The sequence below is a fragment of the Pseudomonas sp. RU47 genome, from assembly GCF_004011755.1.
Lineage (GTDB): Bacteria > Pseudomonadota > Gammaproteobacteria > Pseudomonadales > Pseudomonadaceae > Aquipseudomonas.
In genome coordinates this window covers 85636-105083 of sequence record NZ_CP022411.1, presented here as the reverse complement: position 1 = coordinate 105083, position 19448 = coordinate 85636, and the positions used below count along the sequence as shown (strand labels likewise).

The following is a 19448-nucleotide window of genomic DNA, read 5'->3' as shown; positions in this document are numbered from 1 at the left end:
GATCAGCGCCGCAGAAAGGCCTGATGCAACTCCTCCAGCGTTTCAAAGTGATAAGCCGGCGCCTCGGCATTCAACTCTTCAAAACTGCCAAACCCGTAACCGACCGCCGCTGCATCCAGGCCATTGCTGCGCGCGCCGATCAGGTCGTGCTTGCGATCGCCAATCATCAGCGTATCCGCCGGATCCAGCCCTTCTTCCTTCACTAGATGCGCAATCAACTCAACCTTGTTGGTCCGCGTGCCATCCAGTTCGCTGCCGTAAATCACCTTGAAATGCCGGGCGAAGTCGAAGTGCCGCGCGATCTCGCGGGCGAATTCCCATGGCTTCGAGGTGGCGATATACAGCTGCCGTCCCTGCCCGCTCAGGGTTTCCAATAAAGGCGTAACACCAGCAAACACACGGTTTTCATACAGGCCAGTGACTTTGAAGCGCTCACGATAGAAATTCACCGCCTGCCAAGCCTTGGCCTCGTCAAACTCATAGAACTGCATGAACGCCTGCAACAGCGGCGGGCCGATGAAGTGTTCCAGCTTGGTCAGATCCGGCTCGTCGATACCGAGCTTGGCGAGGGCGAACTGGATGGAGCGGGTGATGCCCTCACGCGGGTCGGTGAGGGTGCCATCGAGGTCAAACAATACGGTTTGGTAATGCATGGGAATTCCTGAGCAGTCGCGAATTCAATTCAGAGTTGGTCGTAGCCTTCGGCCAAATGCAGGTCCTTGAGTTTCACGTAATTCGCCGCGCTGTAGGTGAAGAAGGCTGTTTCCTTGTCGGTGAGCGGACGGACCTGTTTCACCGGGCTACCGACATAAAGGAAGCCACTTTCAAGGCGCTTGCCCGGCGGCACCAGGCTGCCGGCGCCGATGATCACGTCGTCCTCGACCACCGCGCCGTCCATGACGATGCTGCCCATGCCGATCAACACGCGGCTGCCAATGGTGCAACCATGCAGCATGACTTTGTGGGCGATGGTCACATCATCGCCGATCAGCAGCGGGAAACCGTCCGGGTTGAACGGGCCGGCGTGGGTGATGTGCAACACGCAGCCGTCCTGCACGCTGGTGCGCGCACCGATACGGATGCGGTGCATGTCGCCACGGATCACGGTTAGCGGCCAGACAGAGCTGTCTTCGCCGATTTCGACGTCGCCGATAACCACCGCCGAGCCGTCGACAAACGCGCCTTTGCTCAAGCGCGGGGTGTGATTCTGGTACTTGCGAACGGACACGATAATTTCTCTCTCTGTCGTCGATAGCTGCGGTGAATGCCGATTGTAATTAAGATGGTTGCATGTTTCCCCAGCCAAGGTGCCAACCGTGAGCGTGAACAACCCTCTGCTGCAGTCCTACGACCTGCCACCGTTCTCCACGATCCGTGCCGAACACGTCCTGCCCGCCATCGAAACGATCCTGGCCGACAACCGCGCCGCCATCGCCGAAATCCTCAAGAGCCAAGTCCAGAACCCGACCTGGGCCGGCCTGGTCCTGGCGATGGACGAACTCAATGATCGCCTCGGCGCTGCCTGGAGCCCGGTCAGCCACCTCAACGCCGTGTGCAACAGCGCCGAACTGCGTGAAGCCTACGAGTCGTGCCTGCCAGCCCTGAGCGCCTACTCCACCGAGATGGGCCAGAACCGCGAACTGTTCCAGGCTTATGAAGCGCTGGCCAACAGCCCGCAAGCCGCCGGCTTCGACGTGGCGCAAAAGACTATTCTGGAACACGCCCTGCGTGACTTCCGTCTGTCGGGTATCGACCTGCCGGAAGCCGAGCAAAAGCGCTATGCCGAAGTGCAGAGCAAACTGTCCGAGCTGGGCAGCCGCTTTTCCAACCAACTGCTCGACGCCACGCAGGCGTGGACCAAGCACGTCACCGATGAAGCCGCCCTCGCCGGCCTGACCGATTCGGCCAAGGCGCAAATGGCAGCAGCGGCGCAAGCCAAAGGCCTCGAAGGCTGGCTGATCACTCTGGAATTCCCGAGCTACTACGCGGTGATGACCTACGCGCAAGACCGCGCGCTGCGTGAAGAAGTCTACGCCGCCTACTGCACCCGCGCCTCGGATCAAGGCCCGAATGCCGGGCAGAACGACAACGGCCCGGTGATGGAAGAGATCCTCGACCTGCGTCAGGAACTGGCCAAGCTGCTGGGTTTCGCCAGTTTCTCCGAGCTGAGCCTGGCCACCAAAATGGCCGAGTCCAGTGATCAGGTGCTGAGCTTCCTGCGCGATCTGGCCAAGCGCAGCAAACCGTTTGCCGCCCAGGACCTGCAACAGCTGCGCGCCTACGCCGCCGAACAGGGCTGCGCCGATCTGCAAAGCTGGGACAGCGGTTTCTACGGTGAAAAACTGCGTGAACAACGCTACAGCGTCGCTCAGGAAACCCTGCGTGCCTATTTCCCGATCGATAAAGTGCTGGGCGGGTTGTTCGCCATCGTCCAGCGACTGTACGGCATCGAGATCGCCGAACAGAAAGGCTTCGATACTTGGCACCCGGATGTGCGCCTGTTCGAGATCAAGGAAAACGGCCAGCACGTCGGCCGCTTCTTCTTCGACCTCTATGCCCGCGCCAACAAGCGAGGCGGTGCGTGGATGGACGGCGCGCGCGACCGTCGTCGTACCGTCGACGGCGTGCTGCAAAGCCCGGTGGCCAATCTGGTGTGCAACTTCACCCCGGCCGACAGCGGCAAGCCTGCGCTGCTGACCCACGATGAAGTGACCACGCTGTTCCACGAATTCGGTCATGGTCTGCATCACTTGCTGACCCGTGTCGAGCATGCCGGTGTTTCCGGCATCAACGGCGTGGCATGGGATGCGGTCGAGTTGCCGAGCCAGTTCATGGAAAACTGGTGCTGGGAGCCGGAAGGCCTCGCGCTGATTTCCGGTCACTACGAAAGCGGCGAGCCGCTGCCGCAGGATCTGCTGGAAAAAATGCTCGCGGCGAAAAACTTCCAGTCCGGCCTGATGATGGTCCGTCAGCTGGAGTTCTCGCTGTTCGACTTCGAGCTGCACGCCACCCACGGTGACGGCCGCAGCGTTGCACAAGTGCTCGAAGGCGTGCGTGACGAGGTGTCGGTGATGCGTCCACCCGCCTACAACCGCTTCCCCAACAGTTTTGCGCACATCTTCGCCGGCGGTTACGCGGCGGGTTACTACAGCTACAAGTGGGCTGAGGTGCTGTCGGCCGATGCCTTCTCGAAGTTCGAAGAAGACGGCGTGCTCAACGCTGACACCGGTCGCGCCTTCCGCGAAGCGATTCTGGCGCGCGGCGGTTCGCAGGCGCCGATGGTGCTGTTCGTCGACTTCCGTGGCCGTGAGCCGTCGATTGACGCACTCTTGCGCCACAGCGGCCTGAGTGAGGACGCGGCAGCATGAGTGAGGGGCCTGTGATTACCAAGAAACGCTTTATCGCCGGGGCTGTGTGCCCGGCGTGCAGCGAGCCGGACAAGTTGATGATGTGGAACGAGGACAGCGTGCCGCACCGTGAATGTGTGGCTTGCGGTTACTCCGACACACTCAACGAGCAAGGTCTTTCGGTACCGAAAGAATTGGGCACGCGGGTCAACACCAGCGCGCTGAACAAACCCGCGCCGGACAAGACCGTGCAGGCCGTGCAGTTTTTTCCCAACCCGAAACTGAAAAAAAAGCCTGACCAGCCCAATTGAGCCATGACTGCCTCGCACCGAATCAGCGGTGCGAGGTGGTATCTATCTAATGCCTTGCCCTTGCGCTTTCTCCGTAGGCTGATTTTTTTCAACCTGCGGTCAAGGAAGACGCGATGCCCCCTACCAATCCCCTGCTACAACGCTGGCAGCTGCCGGCCTGGTCCGACGTGAAGGCCGAGCACCTGGCACCCGCCATCAATGCCATCGTGGCCGATAATCAGCGGATCATCGCCGAAGTGATCGCCACCCAGACCGACCACCCCAATTGGGATGATCTGGTGGTGGCCGTCGCCGAAGCCGACGCACGGCTCGCTGAAACCATGGGCATCATTGAAGTGCTCTCGACCGTCAAAACCACGGACATCGACTGGATAGAGCAAAGCGCCCTGTGCAGCATTACTGCGGCTCGCTATCGGGTGCAGAAGGCTGCGAACCTGGAGCTTTATCACACGTATCAACGTCTGCAGCAGAGCCCGATCGCCGACAGCTTTGATGACTTTCGCAAAGCGTCGCTGGCCAAGACACTGCGCGCTTTTCGTCGGTCGGGCATCGAATTGCCCGCCGATCAGCGACAGCGGTTAACCGCAATAAACCTCGACATCGAGCTTCAGGAGCAATTGTTCCAGATCAATCTGGAGCGCAGCAATGCCGCCTGGAGCAAGCAGATTGACCAGGCGGCGACGCTCGACGGCTTGTCAGCCGCGCTCAAGGATCGACTGGCGCTGAATGCGCGTCGAACGGGAAAAAGCGGTTGGTTGCTGACGCTGGATCGCAACACTTACGAATACTTCATGAAAAATGCGCGAGACCGGAGTTTGCGCGAAGAGTATTTCCGCGCTTATTGCACCCGGGCCTCGGATCAAGGACCGCAGGCTCTTCAGTTCGACAACGGTCCGGTCTTGCAAAAGTTACTCGGGTTACGCCATGAAAAAGCCAGGTTGCTGGGTTTCGAGAGCTTTGCCCATCTGCGGCTTTCGAATCACATGGCCAACTCGCCCGCTCAGGTCGAACATTTTCTAAAGCAGCAGATCGAGCACAATCGCGCATCACTGGAGCAGGACATACAGGCGCTGCAAGCATTCGCCGCAACGCAAGGCGTCGCAGAACTGCAGGCCTGGGATTTCGAGTTTTTTGCTGAGCAATTACGCCAGCAACACTCGGCGAGCACACTGAAAGGACTTCGCGAGTATTTTCCGCTGGATGAAACGCTGCGCCGGTTCTGCCAGTTCAATGAACACCTGTTCGGTATCAAACTGGCAGAGCAGCAAGACCTCAGCCATTGGCACGAGGATGTGCGCCTGTTGGAAGTCAGCGAATACGATCAGGTGATGGGGTACATCTACGTTGATCCGTTTCATCGCGAGGACGCCCCTGACTTTGCCTTGACCAATACCGTGCGCAACCGACGCATCAATGCCGAGGGCCGGCCAGCCCTGCCGATCGCCATCCTCCACTGCAACTTCCCGTCCGCGACCAGCGAGCATCCCTGCCTGCTTTCACATAAAGACCTGCGCGTGCTTTTCCATGAGTTCGGGCATTGCCTGCAACAGGTGCTGACCCGCTCGCCCCATCACAACCTGTCGGGTATCTCGCAACTGGGGCGTGATACGGGCGAGTTCGCCGGGCAACTGTTCGAACAATTAAGTCTTTCAGAGGAGCTGCTTCAGTGGCTGTCAGTACACTACAAAACCCGTGCGCCACTAAGCCGCACACGGCTAACGTCAGCGCTGGCCGCCATCGCCACGCACACCAGTCGCGATACCGCTACGTTGCTGCTTGAGGCTTTATTCGATCTGGAATTGCACCGCAGCGAAGAAAACGGCCGAAACGCGCAACAGTGCTTCGAAGCGGTGCTGCAACAAATACCGCAGCTGCAACTGCCCGCGTATTGCCGCCTTGCCAACAGCTTCGATTATCTGGTGACCGGTTACGAAGCCTCGGTCTACGCCTACAAATGGTCAGGCGTACTGGCCAGCGAAGCGTTCAAGCGCTTTGAGCGAGATGGGGTCTTCAATGTGCAAACCGGCCGGGAACTGCGTGAAGCGTTCTTCTCTGGTGATTCGACTTCGCTGTTCAGCGCGCTGAAAACCTTTATGGGCCAGCCGGTCGCCGCTGATCTGGCAGCGCAACCGGACTGACCGATCACTCGACGTGGGCGGACTTGAACCAGCTTTTCATCGAGCAGGTGGCGAAAGCACTGGTACTGCAATCGCCATTGGCCAACGCCGTGCGCAATTTGTCGACATCCACCTGCATCATGTAACGAATACCGTCCTTGAAGTGGGTACTGTCGCCGAAACCGCCTTGGGTCATTTCGCTCAAGGCATCCTCTTTGCTCCAGCCCTGAATCACCACTCGGTACATCGCCGCCATCAGGCCGGTGCGGTCGGAACCGTGCTTGCAATGCATCAACACCGGGCCATTGGCTTCGGCAGCTTGAATCGCACGCAGGGTTTTGAGCACATCAGCGTCGTCGACATGATTGGTGCGGTAGGGCAACTGCACCTGGTTGATGCCAGGTTCGGACAGCCAATTGCTATCGGCTTCCGGAAGAAAGTTGATCACCGTGGCGACTTTGAGATTTTTCAGCAGCGGCACCGCGCCGGCGTCAGGCAAAGCGCTGCGGTACAGGGTCGGCGACATCTGGAACAAGTTGTATTGCACTTCGACCGTCTGCGCCCAATCAGCCGGGCGGCCAGTGGCGGCGCCGGCAGCAGCCTGGGCTGGCATCAGCGGCAACAGAGCGAAAAGCGACAGGCACAAAACAGAAAGAAAACGAACTTGGGACATGCTGGGGTGACCGTTTCGGGATTCATCGATGAAAGGAATCGCAGCTTCGATGGTTAGCAGTCAAAGCCCCGTGAGCCGCTGGTCAAAGAAACGTGAATCGGTGTGCTTTCATCGCGCGCCGGGGCGACAAACCAGACTTTTTTCCGCTGAATCGGTTTATCCGGATCCTTAGCCTGCTACCATTTGTCACATGATGTTGCAGACGTGTCCCTTTTCTCCGGGTCAGACCGGTCCCGTCTCGACAGAAATCTTCAAGTCGCTCGCAGAAGCGGCCACCCCTAATGCCCTGATGAGGTGCTTCTCCATGTCTGATGAAGATCGAGACAACCCGCGGCGTGAGTTTTTGCGCAAATCCCTGACCTTGATCCCGGTGGTCACCCTGGCTGGCACCAGCCTGGGCAGCAGCGTCCTGCAAGCGGCGCCCGAAGCCGCGCCTGCGGCACCGGTCGCGCAACCCGCTCGCGCTGAAGCCGGCGTGTATCAGCCGAACTACTTCACCGCCGAAGAATGGGCGTTCATCAATGCCGCCGTCGCGCAACTGATCCCCAGTGATGCCCAAGGCCCGGGCGCGCTGGAAGCCGGTGTACCGGAATACATCGACCGCCAGATGAACACGCCGTACGCCGCCGGTGCCCTTTGGTACATGCAAGGCCCGTTCAATGCCGACGCCGCGCCGGAGATGGGCTGGCAGAGCAAACTGGTGCCCAAAGAGATCTATCGCCTCGGCATCGCCGCCACGGATCAGTGGGCAAAATCCCTCAACGGTAAAGTATTTGCTGAGCAAGACAGCGCTACCCGAGACGATTTGCTCAAGCAACTTGAAGCGGGCAAGCCGCAATTCGATGCGGTTCCGGCAAAGATTTTCTTCAACCTGCTGCTGCAAAACACCAAGGAAGGGTTCTTCTGCGACCCGATCCACGGTGGCAACAAAGGCATGGTCGGCTGGACCATGATCGGCTTCCCCGGCGCCCGCGCCGATTTCATGGATTGGGTGGAACGCAACGAGCAATACCCCTTCCCGGCAGTTTCGATTCGCGGCGAGAGGGCGTAAGCATGGCAACGGTAATGAAGAAGGTTGACGCAGTGATCGTCGGTTTCGGCTGGACCGGCGCGATCATGGCCAAGGAATTGACCGAAGCGGGTCTCAACGTGCTGGCGCTGGAGCGCGGGCCGATGCAAGACACCTACCCCGACGGCAACTATCCGCAGGTGATCGACGAACTCACCTACAGCGTGCGGAAAAAACTCTTTCAGGACATCTCCAAAGAAACCGTCACCATCCGCCACAGCGTCAATGACATCGCCCTGCCGAACCGCCAGTTGGGCGCGTTCCTGCCGGGCAATGGGGTCGGCGGTGCCGGCCTGCACTGGTCGGGCGTGCACTTCCGGGTCGACCCGATCGAGTTGCGCATGCGCAGCCACTACGAAGAGCGCTACGGCAAAAGCTTTATCCCCAAGGACATGACCATCCAGGACTTCGGCGTCAGCTATGAAGAGCTGGAGCCGTTTTTCGATTTCGCTGAAAAAGTCTTCGGCACTTCGGGTCAGGCCTGGACCGTTAAAGGCCAACTGGTCGGTCAGGGCAAGGGCGGCAACCCTTACGCGCCTGACCGTTCCAACCCGTTCCCGCTGGAAGCGCAGAAGAATACGGTTTCCGCACAGCTGTTCGGCAAAGCGGCGACAGAAGTCGGCTACAAACCCTACAACCTGCCCTCCGCGAATACGTCGGGGCCTTACACCAACCCTTACGGCGCGCAGATGGGCCCGTGCAACTTCTGCGGTTTCTGCAGCGGTTACGTGTGCTACATGTATTCCAAGGCTTCGCCGAATGTGAATATTCTGCCGGCGCTGAAACCGCTGCCGAATTTCGAGCTGCGCGCCAACGCCCACGTGCTGCGGATCAACCTCGACAGCACGAAAAGCAAAGCCACCGGCGTCACCTACATCGACGCTCAGGGTCGCGAGATCGAGCAACCGGCGGATCTGGTGATCCTCGGCGCGTTCCAGTTGCACAACGTGCGCTTGATGCTGCTTTCAGGCATCGGCAAACCGTACGACCCGATCACCGGCGAAGGCGTGGTCGGGCGTAACTTCGCCTACCAGAACATGGCGACCATCAAGGCGTTCTTCGACAAGGACACCCACACCAACAACTTCATCGGCGCCGGCGGCAACGGTGTGGCGCTGGACGATTTCAACGCCGACAACTTCGACCACGGCCCGCACGGCTTCGTCGGTGGCTCGCCGATGTGGGTCAACCAGGCTGGTAGCCGACCGATTGCCGGCACGTCGAATCCGCCGGGTACACCGGCGTGGGGCAGTGCGTGGAAACGTGCGACCGCCGATTGCTACACCCACCAGGTATCGATGGACGCCCACGGCGCGCATCAGTCCTACCGTGGCAACTACCTCGATCTCGATCCGGTGTACCGCGATGCCTACGGTTTGCCACTGCTGCGGATGACCTTCGACTGGCAGGAAAACGATATCAAGATGAACCGCTTCATGGTCGAGAAAATGGGCAAGGTCGCTGAAGCGATGGGGCCGAAAGCCATTGCGGTGATCGGCAAAAAAGTCGGCGACCACTTCAACACTGCGTCCTACCAGACCACGCACCTTAACGGTGGCGCGATCATGGGCACCGATCCGAAGACCAGCGCGCTGAACCGTTATCTGCAGAGTTGGGACGTACACAACGTCTTCGTGCCGGGTGCCTCGGCATTCCCGCAGGGCCTTGGATACAACCCGACCGGCCTGGTTGCGGCACTGACCTACTGGTCGGCGAAGGCGATCCGCGAGCAATACCTGAAAAACCCCGGCCCGCTGGTTCAGGCTTAAGGAGCGATGACCATGAAAAATCTCGTTATCGCGACCCTGGCGCTGCTCGGCAGTGCCTCCATTCATGCGGCCGACGTTGATCAAAGTCTGATCAAGCAGGGCGAATACCTCGCCCGCGCCGGTGACTGCGTGGCGTGCCACACCGCCAAGGGCGGCAAACCGTTTGCCGGTGGCCTGCCGATGGAAACCCCGATCGGCACCATTTACTCGACCAACATCACCCCGGACAAGACCGGCGTCGGCGAATACAGCTTCGAAGACTTCGATCAGGCCGTACGCCATGGCGTCGCCAAAAACGGTAGTACGTTGTACCCGGCGATGCCGTATCCGTCCTACGCGCGTGTCAGCGAAACCGACATGCAAGCGCTGTACGCGTACTTCATGCACGGCGTCGAACCGGTGGCACAGGAGAACAAGGCCAGCGATATTCCGTGGCCACTCAGCATGCGCTGGCCGCTGATGGGCTGGCGCTGGATGTTTGCGCCGAAGGTCGAGGACTACAAAGCGACGAGTGCCGACCCGGTGATTGATCGTGGTGCGTATCTGGTCGAAGGCCTCGGTCATTGCGGCGCCTGCCATACGCCACGTGCGCTGACCATGCAGGAGAAATCCCTGAGCGCCGCTGACGGTACAACCTTCCTCGCCGGCAGTGCGCCGCTGGAAGGCTGGATCGCCAAAAGCCTGCGCGGCGATCACAAGGATGGCCTCGGCGGCTGGAGCGAAGAGCAACTGGTGCAGTTCCTCAAGACCGGTCGCAGCGATCGCAGCGCGGTGTTCGGCGGCATGAGTGATGTGGTCACCCACAGCATGCAATACATGACCGATGCCGACCTGACCGCAATTGCCCGCTACCTCAAGTCGTTGCCGGCCACTGATCCGAACGATCAGCCGCATCAGTACGACGAGACAGCGGCGAAAGCCCTGTGGAACGGCGATGACAGTCAGCGCGGTGCTTCGGTATACATCGACAACTGCGCCGCGTGCCATCGCACCGATGGCCATGGCTACACCCGGGTGTTCCCGGCGCTGGCGGGCAATCCGGTACTGCAATCGGAAGACCCGACGTCGCTGATCCACATCGTGCTCAAGGGCGGCACATTGCCGGCGACGCATACAGCACCCTCGACCTTCACCATGCCCGGTTTCGCCTGGCGCCTGTCGGATCAGGAAGTGGGGGATGTGGTGAGTTTCATCCGTGGCAGTTGGGGTAACAAAGGCGCGCCGGTCAGCGCCAAGGAGGTTGCGGGCCTACGCAGCGACGATATGAAAACAACATCCACTGATGATCTTGGCCAAGTAACAGAACATCATTAAAAGCAGAAACCCTGCATGAATCATTCATGCAGGGTTTTTACTATACGTATAGCGCAACAAACTTCGCTTTTAAGGATTAACGATACTTACATAAGCCTTGGCCAGTGCAATCAACTTCGCCTTGTCATCGTTATCAATATCACCATCGCCGTCGACATCTTTCTTGTTGCTGCGAATAGTGAAGGTCTTGCCACGGTCGCCGGACACCGCCACCACGTAGATCGAATCGACCAGCGTCTCGGTGGACAGCTCTTGCTCAGCATTCCAGCCCAGCTCCTTGCGCGCCAGTTGCATCGAAACAATGGTGTTGGGTTCCGAAGCATTCGGCAGCATCATTTGCACGAATACGCCACGCTGATTGAGATAAGACATTAATTAAATCCTTTTAACCTGATTACCGGACAACAGCCCTTGGAAGTGCCAAAGACTATATTCGATAACTTGTCGCGACAACGGAACATATGTATCTCGGGTTGTACTTCGCCTTTGCATATATATTAACTTTGCCACTCAGCCATTATTCCAACGCTGAACGGTACTGGATCGCACCGGCCTGGCTCAGGTACTGTATGCATATACAGACACGGAGCCTGCCCCAATGATCAATCCTCTCCCGCCCCGTGGCCGCGGCACCGCCAGCAACCCGCATAACCGCTTCGCGCCGAACCGTTCGGTGGCCGAGGATGACGGCTGGTATCAGGAAGTGCCGCTGACCCAAGGCACCGAGGTGATTCTCGAAACCGCAAAAACCATCATTACCCGCAACACCTCTCCGGATCTGCCCTTCGACCGCTCGATCAACCCCTACCGAGGCTGCGAACACGGCTGCATCTATTGCTACGCACGGCCCAGCCACGCCTATTGGGACATGTCGCCGGGGCTGGATTTCGAAACCAAGCTGATCGCCAAGACCAACGCCGCCCAAGTGCTGGAAGAACAGCTCGGGAAAAAAGGCTATCAATGCGCGCCAATCAATCTGGGTTCCAACACCGACCCGTATCAGCCAATCGAGCGTGAACACAAAATCACCCGCCAGACCCTCGAAGTGCTGCTGCGCTATAAGCACCCGGTGACCATCGTCACCAAGGGCTCGCTGATTCTGCGCGACCTCGACCTGCTCACCGAACTGGCGCAGCAACGGCTGGTGGCGGTGATGATCAGCCTGACCACGCTGGACGACGAACTCAAACGCATCCTCGAACCGCGCGCCGCCGCCCCCAAAGCGCGGTTGCGCGCCATTCGGGTGATGCGCGAGGCCGGCATTCCGGTCGGCGTGCTGTGTTCACCGATGATTCCGATGATCAACGACAGCGAAATCGAAAGCCTGCTCAGCGAGGCCCACGCCGCCGGCGCGCAAAGCGCTGCCTACATGATGCTGCGTCTGCCGCTGGAGGTGGCGCCGCTGTTCGAAGAATGGCTGGCGGCGCACTATCCGCAACGGGCCGCGCATGTGCTGAGCCTGATCCGCCAAAGCCGCGGCGGTGAGCTCTACGACAGTCGTTTCGGTGCGCGTATGCGCGGTGAAGGGGTGTTCGCCGACCTGCTCGCGCAACGTTTCGCCAAGGCAATCAAACGTCTGGGCCTGAATCACCGCGAGGGCTATAACCTCGATTGCACGGCCTTCTGTCCGCCGGGTCGCCAGATGTCGTTGATTTAGCGACAATTGACCTATGGTTGAGGGGTTGGAATCCTTCCGCCGAAATCACCCAGTCACGTTTTTTGTGACCTGGAACACACGTTCTAGAGCGTTTGATTCAGTTTGAGTTAAGTTTCGGCGGCTACCTTGTTCATCGAGTGACTGACGGGTCGGGATGACCCGGATGTTTTAAACAGCCACTGGCTTCATACCGGAATACATGGGAATGACTCCCCTAATCCGCCAAAGAGGATGAATCATGAGTGACAAGGATAAACAGCCGTTGGCTGCGTCGGCGCAAACCCCTGAAGCGGAATCCGCCGATGCAGCGCTGCGACAGATCGTAGACGGCTTTTTGCATTTTCATCATGAGGTCTTCCCACAGCAGGAAGAACTCTTCAAGAAACTCGCCACGGCCCAGGCGCCAAAAGCGATGTTCATCACTTGCGCCGACTCGCGCATCGTCCCCGAGCTGATCACCCACAGCTCGCCCGGCGATCTGTTCGTAACCCGTAACGTCGGCAACGTCGTGCCGCCTTACGGGCAGATGAACGGCGGCGTTTCCACCGCAATCGAATACGCGGTACTGGCGCTCGGCGTACAGCACATCATCATCTGCGGCCACTCCGATTGCGGCGCCATGCGTGCAGTGCTCAATCCGGACAGCCTGGAAAAAATGCCGACAGTCAAAGCCTGGCTGCGCCACGCTGAAGTCGCGAAAACCATGGTGCATGAGAACTGTAACTGCGCCGACGAAAAAGAAAGCATGCCGATCCTCACCGAGGAAAACGTCATCGCCCAATTGCAGCACTTGCGTACCCATCCTTCGGTAGCCTCGCGCATGGCGAACGGTCATTTGTTCATCCATGGCTGGGTCTACGATATCGAAACCAGCGAAATCAAAGCTTACGACGCGGATCAGGGACGTTTCCTGCCGCTCGACGGCAGCCATCCGATTCCGGTGGCGACGCCCAAAGCGCGCTTCTAAATCCTCCTAAACATCTGTGTGGTTTGACGCCGGTCGCTGATTCAGCGACCCGGCCTTGCCATGCCTGAAGAAAACTTCGGGAGAATCGCCATGCGTGCGGCTCAATTGAAAGCGGTGTTGCCACGGGAGCTGCTCGCTTCAGTGGTTGTGTTTCTGGTCGCCCTGCCGCTGTGCATGGGTATTGCGATCGCGTCAGGGTTGCCGCCGGCCAAAGGGCTGATCACCGGGATCATCGGTGGTCTGGTGGTCGGTTGGCTGGCAGGTTCGCCGTTACAGGTCAGTGGGCCGGCGGCGGGTCTGGCGGTGTTGGTGTTTGAACTGGTGCGCCAGCACGGCATCGAGATGCTCGGGCCGATTCTTTTGCTTGCCGGTTTTCTGCAACTGGTGGCCGGGCGCTTGAAGCTCGGTTGCTGGTTTCGGGTCACAGCGCCAGCGGTGGTCTATGGGATGCTGGCGGGGATTGGCGTGTTGATCGTGCTGTCGCAGGTGCATGTGATGCTCGATGCATCACCGAAGCCCTCGGGGCTGGATAACCTTACGGCGTTCCCCGCGGCGGTGGCGCAGGCCTTGCCGTCGTTTGGCTGGCAGGCCGGGTTGCTCGGGCTGTCGACCATCGCGGTGATGTGGCTCTGGGAGAAATTTCGCCCGCATTCGCTGCGCTTCGTTCCCGGGGCATTGCTCGGTGTGGGTCTGGCGACCGGGGCAAGTCTGTTGCTGGCCCTGCAGGTGAAGCGCGTTGAAGTGCCAGCGAATCTGGCGGAAGCCATTGATTGGTTGAAGCCGGCAGATCTGCTCAGTCTGGCCGATCCGACGCTGTTGATCGCTGCGTTTGCCGTGGCATTTATCGCCAGCGCGGAAACGTTGTTGTCCGCCGCAGCGGTGGATCGCATGCACAGCGGCGTGCGTTCGGATTTCGACCGGGAACTGTCGGCGCAAGGTGTCGGCAACATGCTCTGCGGTTTGCTCGGCGCGCTGCCGATGACCGGGGTCATCGTGCGCAGTTCGGCCAACGTCCAGGCCGGCGCGACCACGCGTTACTCGACGATCTTCCATGGCCTGTGGCTTTTGGCGTTCGTGCTGTTGCTGTCGAGTGTGCTGCAAAGCATTCCGGTGGCGAGCCTGGCGGGGGTGCTGGTGTACACCGGTTTCAAACTGGTCGATCTCAAGGCGTTTCGAGGTCTGGGCCGTTATGGGCGGATGCCGATGTTCACCTACGCGGCGACGGCACTGGCGATCATCTTCACTGACCTGCTGACCGGTGTGTTGATCGGTTTCGGTTTGACGATGTTGAAACTGGCGTTCAAGGCGTCGCGGTTGAAGATCAGCCTGATCGATCTGCCACAGGATGGTGAGATGGAATTGCGTCTGGTCGGTGCGGCGACATTCCTCAAGGTGCCGGCGCTGACGCAAGTGCTGGGCAGTATTCCGCAGGGGACGACGGTGCATGTGCCGCTCAATAATCTGAGCTACATCGACCATTCGTGTCTGGAGTTGCTGGAGGAGTGGGGCCGGGCGAATGCGGCGAAGGGGTCGAAGCTGTTGATTGAGTCGCGGGGGTTGAAGCGCAGGCTGGAAGGCAGAGTGCGGACCAATACCGGGATCGGCGCAGCCGGCTAAATTTGCTGGTTGAACTCAACCCCTGTAGGAGCTGCCGCAGGCTGCGATCTTTTGATTTTGATTGTAAAAGATCAAAAGATCGCAGCCTGCGGCAGCTCCTACATTCGATTGTGTGTAACTCAGGCGGCGGGCTGGTCCAGCTCCAGACCCACACCCAGTCGCCGGCCCATGCACGGCCAGCGTTTCCACGCGGCGCCGGTGTCCGGGCTGCTGAGTTTGTCGCGGTAGACCTCTACCGATTCCAGGGCAAAACTTTCGTCGTTGAGCATCTCGTCGATCGCGTGATGCACCGCTTCGTCCAGTTGGTTGGCAAATTCCTCACCGATCAATTGGTGAGCAATCAAGTTGGCGACCGTCATGTCCAGGGGGATCAGTGGCTGGCCGAAATGCTTGATGTACAGGTCGTTGACCTCTTCGACAAAACGGTGCGCCAGATAGGCTTCGTCGAGCAGGCTGTCCAGGCCAACGTGCCCGGCCATGATGGCTGGCGGCTGGAGGAAATACTGCTCGGCGATTTTCAGCACCGGTTTGATCTGCGATTCGATTCCCGCTTCCCTGGCGACTTCATTGGCTGCATCCAGCAGGTCTGGCACTTCATCGATGTAGGCGGCGACAAAACGCGTCAGCACACCATTGGCGTCGGCTTCCGGCAATTGGATCGCCGGGTGTAAATGAGGCAGCTTGCTTTCCAGCTGACGGGTCAGCAGGCCGGTGTCTTTTTCGTGTTGTTGGGCTTTTTGGATCTGCTCGCGCAATGCGGCGGTGTTCATGAAAACTCCAGGAAACAAGGCAATGAAATAGGGAAGACATAACTTAGCTGGCTTACGAAAAATGCTAAGACGCATTTGTCATAATTATTTCATCCTTGATGCACCTGCGTTATATCGGTTTGCCACCACTCGTCTGCATCCTTCTCCATTCGTGCCCTTGAACGCAAGTCCCGGCTGTTTCAGTTGATTTACGTGCGCACATTGCAATTTCCCGTCGCTGTCTATACTCGCCAGTGAATGGAGTTAGCTGATGACGCCCGACTGCACCCGCAGCAAGGCCCGGCGATTCAAGTTCGTAGTCTGATGCAGCCGCTCCCTTGCCGCAGGCGAAAGCCGGCGGGATAACAAGAACGATAAGGGGAACCCGCAATGATGCGACATCCACACGTCTGGATGGGCCTCCTGTTGTGGTCGATTTTCAGCCAGGCCAACGCCGCCTGGACTGTGAATATGGCGCCTGGAGCGACTGAAATCAGTCACGCAGTATTCGACCTGCACATGACCATTTTCTGGATCTGTGTGGTGATCGGGATCATCGTCTTCGGCGCCATGTTCTGGTCGATGATGGTGCACCGCCGTTCTACCGGGCAGGTCGCCGCAAAATTCCACGAAAGCACCGGCGTCGAAATCATGTGGACCGTCGTGCCGCTGCTGATTCTGGTGGCCATGGCCGTACCCGCGACCGCCACCCTGATCAAGATGTACGACGCCAGTGAGCCGGATATTGATATCCAGGTCACCGGCTACCAGTGGAAGTGGCACTACAAATACCTGGGCCAGGACGTCGAGTTCTTCAGCAACCTGGCCACCCCCGCCGAGCAGATCCACAACAAGGAAGCCAAGGGCGAGCACTACTTGCTTGAGGTCGACAAGCCGCTCGTACTGCCGACCGGGGCCAAGGTGCGCTTCCTCGTGACCTCCGCCGACGTTATCCACTCCTGGTGGGTGCCGGCGTTTGCGGTCAAGCGCGATGCGATCCCCGGGTTCGTCAATGAGGCCTGGACGCGTGTCGACAAGCCCGGACTTTACCGTGGCCAGTGCGCCGAGCTGTGCGGCAAGGATCACGGCTTCATGCCGATCGTGGTCGAGGTCAAGGACAAGGCCGACTACGACAAGTGGCTGGCCGAGCGCAAGGCCGAGGCCGCGCAGCTTAAAGAGCTGACCAGCAAGGATTGGACCCTCGACGAACTCAAGGAGCGCGGCGACAAGGTGTATCACACCACCTGCGTTGCCTGTCACCAGGCCGAAGGCCAAGGCCTGCCGCCGATGTTCCCGGCGCTCAAGGGCTCGAAAATTGCCACCGGCCCGATCAAGGATCACTTGAGCATTGTCTTCCACGGCAAACCCGGCACCGCCATGGCGGCGTTCGGCAAACAGCTGTCGGAAGTCGATATCGCAGCGGTCGTGACCTACGAACGTAACGCCTGGGGCAACAACAAGGGCGACATGGTCACGCCAAAAGAAGTGCTGGAGCTGAAACAGGCGGAAAGCAAATGAGCCGGTCTATCGCGTACCTCGTGAACCGGCCGGGGCATCACGCCCCGGCCCGCCCCGCCCACTCACGTAAAGGAGACCGGCCATGAGCGCTGTCATCGATGACCACGGTCATGCCGACCACGCCCACGGCCCCGCCAAAGGCCTGATGCGCTGGGTACTGACCACCAACCACAAGGACATCGGCACGCTGTACCTGTGGTTTGCGTTTCTGATGTTCCTGCTTGGCGGCTCGTTCGCCATGGTGATCCGCGCCGAGCTGTTCCAGCCCGGTTTGCAGATCGTCGAACCGGCGTTCTTCAACCAGATGACCACCATGCATGGACTGGTGATGGTCTTCGGCGCAGTGATGCCGGCGTTCGTCGGCCTCGCCAACTGGATGATCCCGCTGATGGTCGGCGCGCCGGACATGGCCCTGCCACGGATGAACAACTTCAGCTTCTGGCTGTTGCCGGCGGCGTTTCTGCTGTTGGTCTCGACCCTGTTCAGCCCCGGTGGCGGGCCGAATTTCGGCTGGACCTTTTACGCACCGCTGTCGACGACTTACGCGCCGGAAAGCGTGACCTTCTTCATCTTCGCCATCCACCTGATGGGGATCAGTTCGATCATGGGCGCGATCAACGTGATCGCCACCATTCTCAACCTGCGCGCCCCCGGCATGACCCTGATGAAAATGCCGCTGTTCGTCTGGACCTGGCTGATCACCGCGTTCCTGCTGATCGCGGTGATGCCGGTGCTGGCCGGGTGCGTGACGATGATGCTGATGGACATCCACTTCGGCACCAGTTTCTTCAGTGCTGCCGGTGGCGGTGACCCGGTGCTGTTCCAGCATGTGTTCTGGTTCTTCGGCCACCCGGAGGTGTACATCATGATCCTGCCGGCGTTCGGCGCGGTCAGCCAGATCATCCCGACCTTCGCGCGCAAACCGCTGTTCGGCTACACCTCGATGGTCTACGCCACGGCGAGCATCGCGTTCCTGTCGTTCATCGTCTGGGCGCACCACATGTTTGTGGTCGGCATTCCGTTGGTGGGCGAGCTGTTCTTCATGTACGCGACCATGCTCATCGCGGTGCCGACCGGGGTCAAGGTGTTCAACTGGGCCAGCACCATGTGGCAAGGCTCGATGACCTTCGAGACACCGATGCTGTTTGCCGTGGCGTTCGTGATCCTGTTTTCCATCGGCGGTTTCTCCGGGCTGATGCTGGCCATCGCCCCGGCGGACTTCCAGTATCAGGACACCTACTTTGTGGTCGCGCACTTCCACTATGTGCTGGTGCCGGGGGCGATCTTCGGGATCTTCGCCTCGGCCTATTACTGGTTGCCGAAATGGACCGGGCACATGTACGACGAAACCCTCGGCAAGCTGCATTTCTGGCTGTCGTTCGTCGGCATGAACCTGACCTTTTTCCCGATGCACTTCGTGGGACTGGCGGGGATGCCGCGACGGATCCCGGACTACAACCTGCAGTTCGCCGACTTCAACATGGTCTCGTCGATTGGCGCGTTCATGTTCGGTGCCACGCAGATCTTCTTCCTGTTCATCGTGATCAAGACCATCCGGGGTGGCGAGCCTGCACCGGCCAAGCCTTGGGATGGCGCGGAAGGTCTGGAGTGGAGCGTGCCGTCACCGGCGCCGTATCACACCTTCACCACACCGCCGGAAGTGAAATGAACACAGATCTCCCTGTGGGAGCGAGCCTGCTCGCGATGGCGGTGTGTCAGGCACACCGCGGTGGACCCATCGCGAGCAGGCTCACTCCTACAGGGTTTAGTGGGGAGGCATGAATCATGGCTGACTCGATCTCGATGAAAAAACTCGTCACTCGCCTGCTCGGGGTGGTGGTGGCGATGTTTGTCTTCGGCTTTGCCCTGGTGCCGATCTACGACGTGATGTGCAAGGCCTTCGGCATCAACGGCAAGACTGCCGGACAGTACGAGGGTGAACAGGTGGTCGACACTTCGCGCCAGGTGCGCGTGCAGTTTCTGTCGACCAACACCGCCGATATGCCATGGGATTTCTATCCCAAGCACGACGAACTCACCGCCAACCCCGGCGCGGTCAACGAGATGATTTTCATCGCGCGCAACCCCACCGACAAGCCGATGAGTGCGCAAGCCGTGCCGAGTATCGCGCCGAGCAACGCGGCGGCGTATTTCCACAAGACCGAATGCTTTTGTTTTACCCAGCAGGTGCTGCAGCCCGGTCAGCAGATCGAGATGCCGGTGCGCTTCATTGTTGACCGCGACATGCCCAAGGATGTGAAGCACCTGACGCTGTCCTACACGCTGTTCGATATCACCGCCCGACATCCGCCGGTGGCTGCAAACACTGGCGGTTGAGCG

Annotated in this window: 17 protein-coding genes; 12 read left to right on the top strand and 5 right to left on the bottom strand. The window is 59.5% G+C overall.

Features of this window, described 5'->3' with window-relative positions:
• Window positions 1-2: 2 nt before the first annotated feature.
• Both CCX46_RS00495 and CCX46_RS00490 read right to left on the bottom strand, forming a co-directional pair.
• The gene (locus CCX46_RS00495) at window positions 3-653 is read right to left on the bottom strand and encodes an HAD family hydrolase (RefSeq protein WP_127925336.1); all 651 of its coding nucleotides are present in this window, start codon (window positions 651-653) and stop codon (window positions 3-5) included.
• Window positions 654-682: 29 nt separating this feature from the next.
• Entirely contained in the window at window positions 683-1228 is a 546-nt protein-coding gene (locus CCX46_RS00490) for a gamma carbonic anhydrase family protein (protein ID WP_127925335.1), read from the bottom strand.
• A gap of 88 nt (window positions 1229-1316) precedes the next feature.
• Here CCX46_RS00490 and prlC point away from each other — a divergent pair, with 88 nt between their 5' ends.
• The 3 genes from prlC to CCX46_RS00475 all read left to right on the top strand — a co-directional run bounded on the left by prlC (window position 1317) and on the right by CCX46_RS00475 (window position 5796).
• Complete coding sequence (gene prlC / locus CCX46_RS00485) at window positions 1317-3368, top strand: oligopeptidase A (RefSeq protein WP_127925334.1); 2052 nt, start codon at window positions 1317-1319, stop codon at window positions 3366-3368.
• Entirely contained in the window at window positions 3365-3658 is a 294-nt protein-coding gene (locus tag CCX46_RS00480; protein WP_127925333.1) for a YheV family putative zinc ribbon protein, read from the top strand. Before prlC ends, CCX46_RS00480 begins: the two co-directional genes overlap by 4 nt.
• A gap of 113 nt (window positions 3659-3771) precedes the next feature.
• Entirely contained in the window at window positions 3772-5796 is a 2025-nt protein-coding gene (locus CCX46_RS00475; RefSeq protein WP_127925332.1) for a M3 family metallopeptidase, read from the top strand.
• A gap of 4 nt (window positions 5797-5800) precedes the next feature.
• Here CCX46_RS00475 and CCX46_RS00470 read toward each other — a convergent pair whose 3' ends face one another.
• Complete coding sequence (locus tag CCX46_RS00470) at window positions 5801-6448, bottom strand: dual specificity protein phosphatase family protein (protein ID WP_127925331.1); 648 nt, start codon at window positions 6446-6448, stop codon at window positions 5801-5803.
• A gap of 304 nt (window positions 6449-6752) precedes the next feature.
• On the opposite strand from CCX46_RS00470, the gene CCX46_RS00465 reads away from it, so the two are divergent.
• Genes CCX46_RS00465 through CCX46_RS00455 form a run of 3 tightly spaced genes read left to right on the top strand, consistent with a single transcriptional unit; the run spans window position 6753 to window position 10600 of the window.
• Window positions 6753-7499: a gluconate 2-dehydrogenase subunit 3 family protein gene (locus tag CCX46_RS00465; protein ID WP_127925330.1), complete on the top strand. Its 747-nt coding sequence runs from the start codon at window positions 6753-6755 to the stop codon at window positions 7497-7499.
• A 2-nt stretch (window positions 7500-7501) separates the two neighbouring features.
• The gene (locus tag CCX46_RS00460; RefSeq protein WP_127925329.1) at window positions 7502-9286 is read left to right on the top strand and encodes a GMC family oxidoreductase; all 1785 of its coding nucleotides are present in this window, start codon (window positions 7502-7504) and stop codon (window positions 9284-9286) included.
• Window positions 9287-9298: 12 nt separating this feature from the next.
• A complete protein-coding gene (locus tag CCX46_RS00455) occupies window positions 9299-10600 on the top strand; it encodes a c-type cytochrome (RefSeq protein WP_127925328.1) in 1302 nt (433 codons plus the stop codon).
• A gap of 69 nt (window positions 10601-10669) precedes the next feature.
• On the opposite strand, the gene CCX46_RS00450 is transcribed toward CCX46_RS00455, so the two are convergent.
• On the bottom strand, window positions 10670-10972 hold the full coding sequence (locus tag CCX46_RS00450) for a hypothetical protein (RefSeq protein ID WP_127925327.1): 303 nt from the start codon (window positions 10970-10972) through the stop codon (window positions 10670-10672).
• Between the two features lie 226 nt (window positions 10973-11198).
• Here CCX46_RS00450 and CCX46_RS00445 point away from each other — a divergent pair, with 226 nt between their 5' ends.
• The 3 genes from CCX46_RS00445 to CCX46_RS00435 all read left to right on the top strand — a co-directional run bounded on the left by CCX46_RS00445 (window position 11199) and on the right by CCX46_RS00435 (window position 14841).
• Window positions 11199-12257, top strand: coding sequence for a PA0069 family radical SAM protein (locus CCX46_RS00445; protein WP_127925326.1), 1059 nt, complete (start codon window positions 11199-11201; stop codon window positions 12255-12257).
• A gap of 238 nt (window positions 12258-12495) precedes the next feature.
• Complete coding sequence (locus CCX46_RS00440; RefSeq protein WP_007911720.1) at window positions 12496-13224, top strand: carbonic anhydrase; 729 nt, start codon at window positions 12496-12498, stop codon at window positions 13222-13224.
• A 90-nt stretch (window positions 13225-13314) separates the two neighbouring features.
• Window positions 13315-14841, top strand: coding sequence for a SulP family inorganic anion transporter (locus CCX46_RS00435; protein ID WP_122604742.1), 1527 nt, complete (start codon window positions 13315-13317; stop codon window positions 14839-14841).
• 119 nt (window positions 14842-14960) lie between these two features.
• Here the strand turns inward: CCX46_RS00435 and CCX46_RS00430 are convergent, their stop codons facing one another.
• Window positions 14961-15611, bottom strand: a complete 651-nt coding sequence (locus CCX46_RS00430; protein ID WP_127925325.1) for a hypothetical protein — start codon at window positions 15609-15611, stop codon at window positions 14961-14963.
• Window positions 15612-15980: 369 nt separating this feature from the next.
• Here CCX46_RS00430 and coxB point away from each other — a divergent pair, with 369 nt between their 5' ends.
• The 3 genes from coxB to CCX46_RS00415 all read left to right on the top strand — a co-directional run bounded on the left by coxB (window position 15981) and on the right by CCX46_RS00415 (window position 19445).
• Window positions 15981-17108, top strand: coding sequence for a cytochrome c oxidase subunit II (gene coxB / locus CCX46_RS00425; RefSeq protein WP_127925324.1), 1128 nt, complete (start codon window positions 15981-15983; stop codon window positions 17106-17108).
• A gap of 82 nt (window positions 17109-17190) precedes the next feature.
• Window positions 17191-18777, top strand: coding sequence for a cytochrome c oxidase subunit I (gene ctaD, locus CCX46_RS00420; RefSeq protein WP_095119635.1), 1587 nt, complete (start codon window positions 17191-17193; stop codon window positions 18775-18777).
• 116 nt (window positions 18778-18893) lie between these two features.
• Window positions 18894-19445 (top strand): cytochrome c oxidase assembly protein, encoded by a 552-nt coding sequence (locus CCX46_RS00415; RefSeq protein ID WP_102902574.1) that lies wholly within the window; start codon window positions 18894-18896, stop codon window positions 19443-19445.
• Window positions 19446-19448: the final 3 nt, after the last annotated feature.

Coding starts and splice junctions, on each gene's coding strand:
- CCX46_RS00455 (WP_127925328.1), top strand. CDS start 9,299: ATGAAAAATCTCGTTATCGCGACCCTGGCGCTGCTCGGCAGTGCCTCC.
- CCX46_RS00440 (WP_007911720.1), top strand. CDS start 12,496: ATGAGTGACAAGGATAAACAGCCGTTGGCTGCGTCGGCGCAAACCCCT.
- CCX46_RS00435 (WP_122604742.1), top strand. CDS start 13,315: ATGCGTGCGGCTCAATTGAAAGCGGTGTTGCCACGGGAGCTGCTCGCT.
- CCX46_RS00450 (WP_127925327.1), bottom strand. CDS start 10,972: ATGTCTTATCTCAATCAGCGTGGCGTATTCGTGCAAATGATGCTGCCG.
- CCX46_RS00495 (WP_127925336.1), bottom strand. CDS start 653: ATGCATTACCAAACCGTATTGTTTGACCTCGATGGCACCCTCACCGAC.
- CCX46_RS00465 (WP_127925330.1), top strand. CDS start 6,753: ATGTCTGATGAAGATCGAGACAACCCGCGGCGTGAGTTTTTGCGCAAA.
- CCX46_RS00475 (WP_127925332.1), top strand. CDS start 3,772: ATGCCCCCTACCAATCCCCTGCTACAACGCTGGCAGCTGCCGGCCTGG.
- ctaD (WP_095119635.1), top strand. CDS start 17,191: ATGAGCGCTGTCATCGATGACCACGGTCATGCCGACCACGCCCACGGC.
- CCX46_RS00445 (WP_127925326.1), top strand. CDS start 11,199: ATGATCAATCCTCTCCCGCCCCGTGGCCGCGGCACCGCCAGCAACCCG.
- CCX46_RS00470 (WP_127925331.1), bottom strand. CDS start 6,448: ATGTCCCAAGTTCGTTTTCTTTCTGTTTTGTGCCTGTCGCTTTTCGCT.
- coxB (WP_127925324.1), top strand. CDS start 15,981: ATGATGCGACATCCACACGTCTGGATGGGCCTCCTGTTGTGGTCGATT.
- CCX46_RS00480 (WP_127925333.1), top strand. CDS start 3,365: ATGAGTGAGGGGCCTGTGATTACCAAGAAACGCTTTATCGCCGGGGCT.
- CCX46_RS00415 (WP_102902574.1), top strand. CDS start 18,894: ATGGCTGACTCGATCTCGATGAAAAAACTCGTCACTCGCCTGCTCGGG.
- CCX46_RS00430 (WP_127925325.1), bottom strand. CDS start 15,611: ATGAACACCGCCGCATTGCGCGAGCAGATCCAAAAAGCCCAACAACAC.
- CCX46_RS00460 (WP_127925329.1), top strand. CDS start 7,502: ATGGCAACGGTAATGAAGAAGGTTGACGCAGTGATCGTCGGTTTCGGC.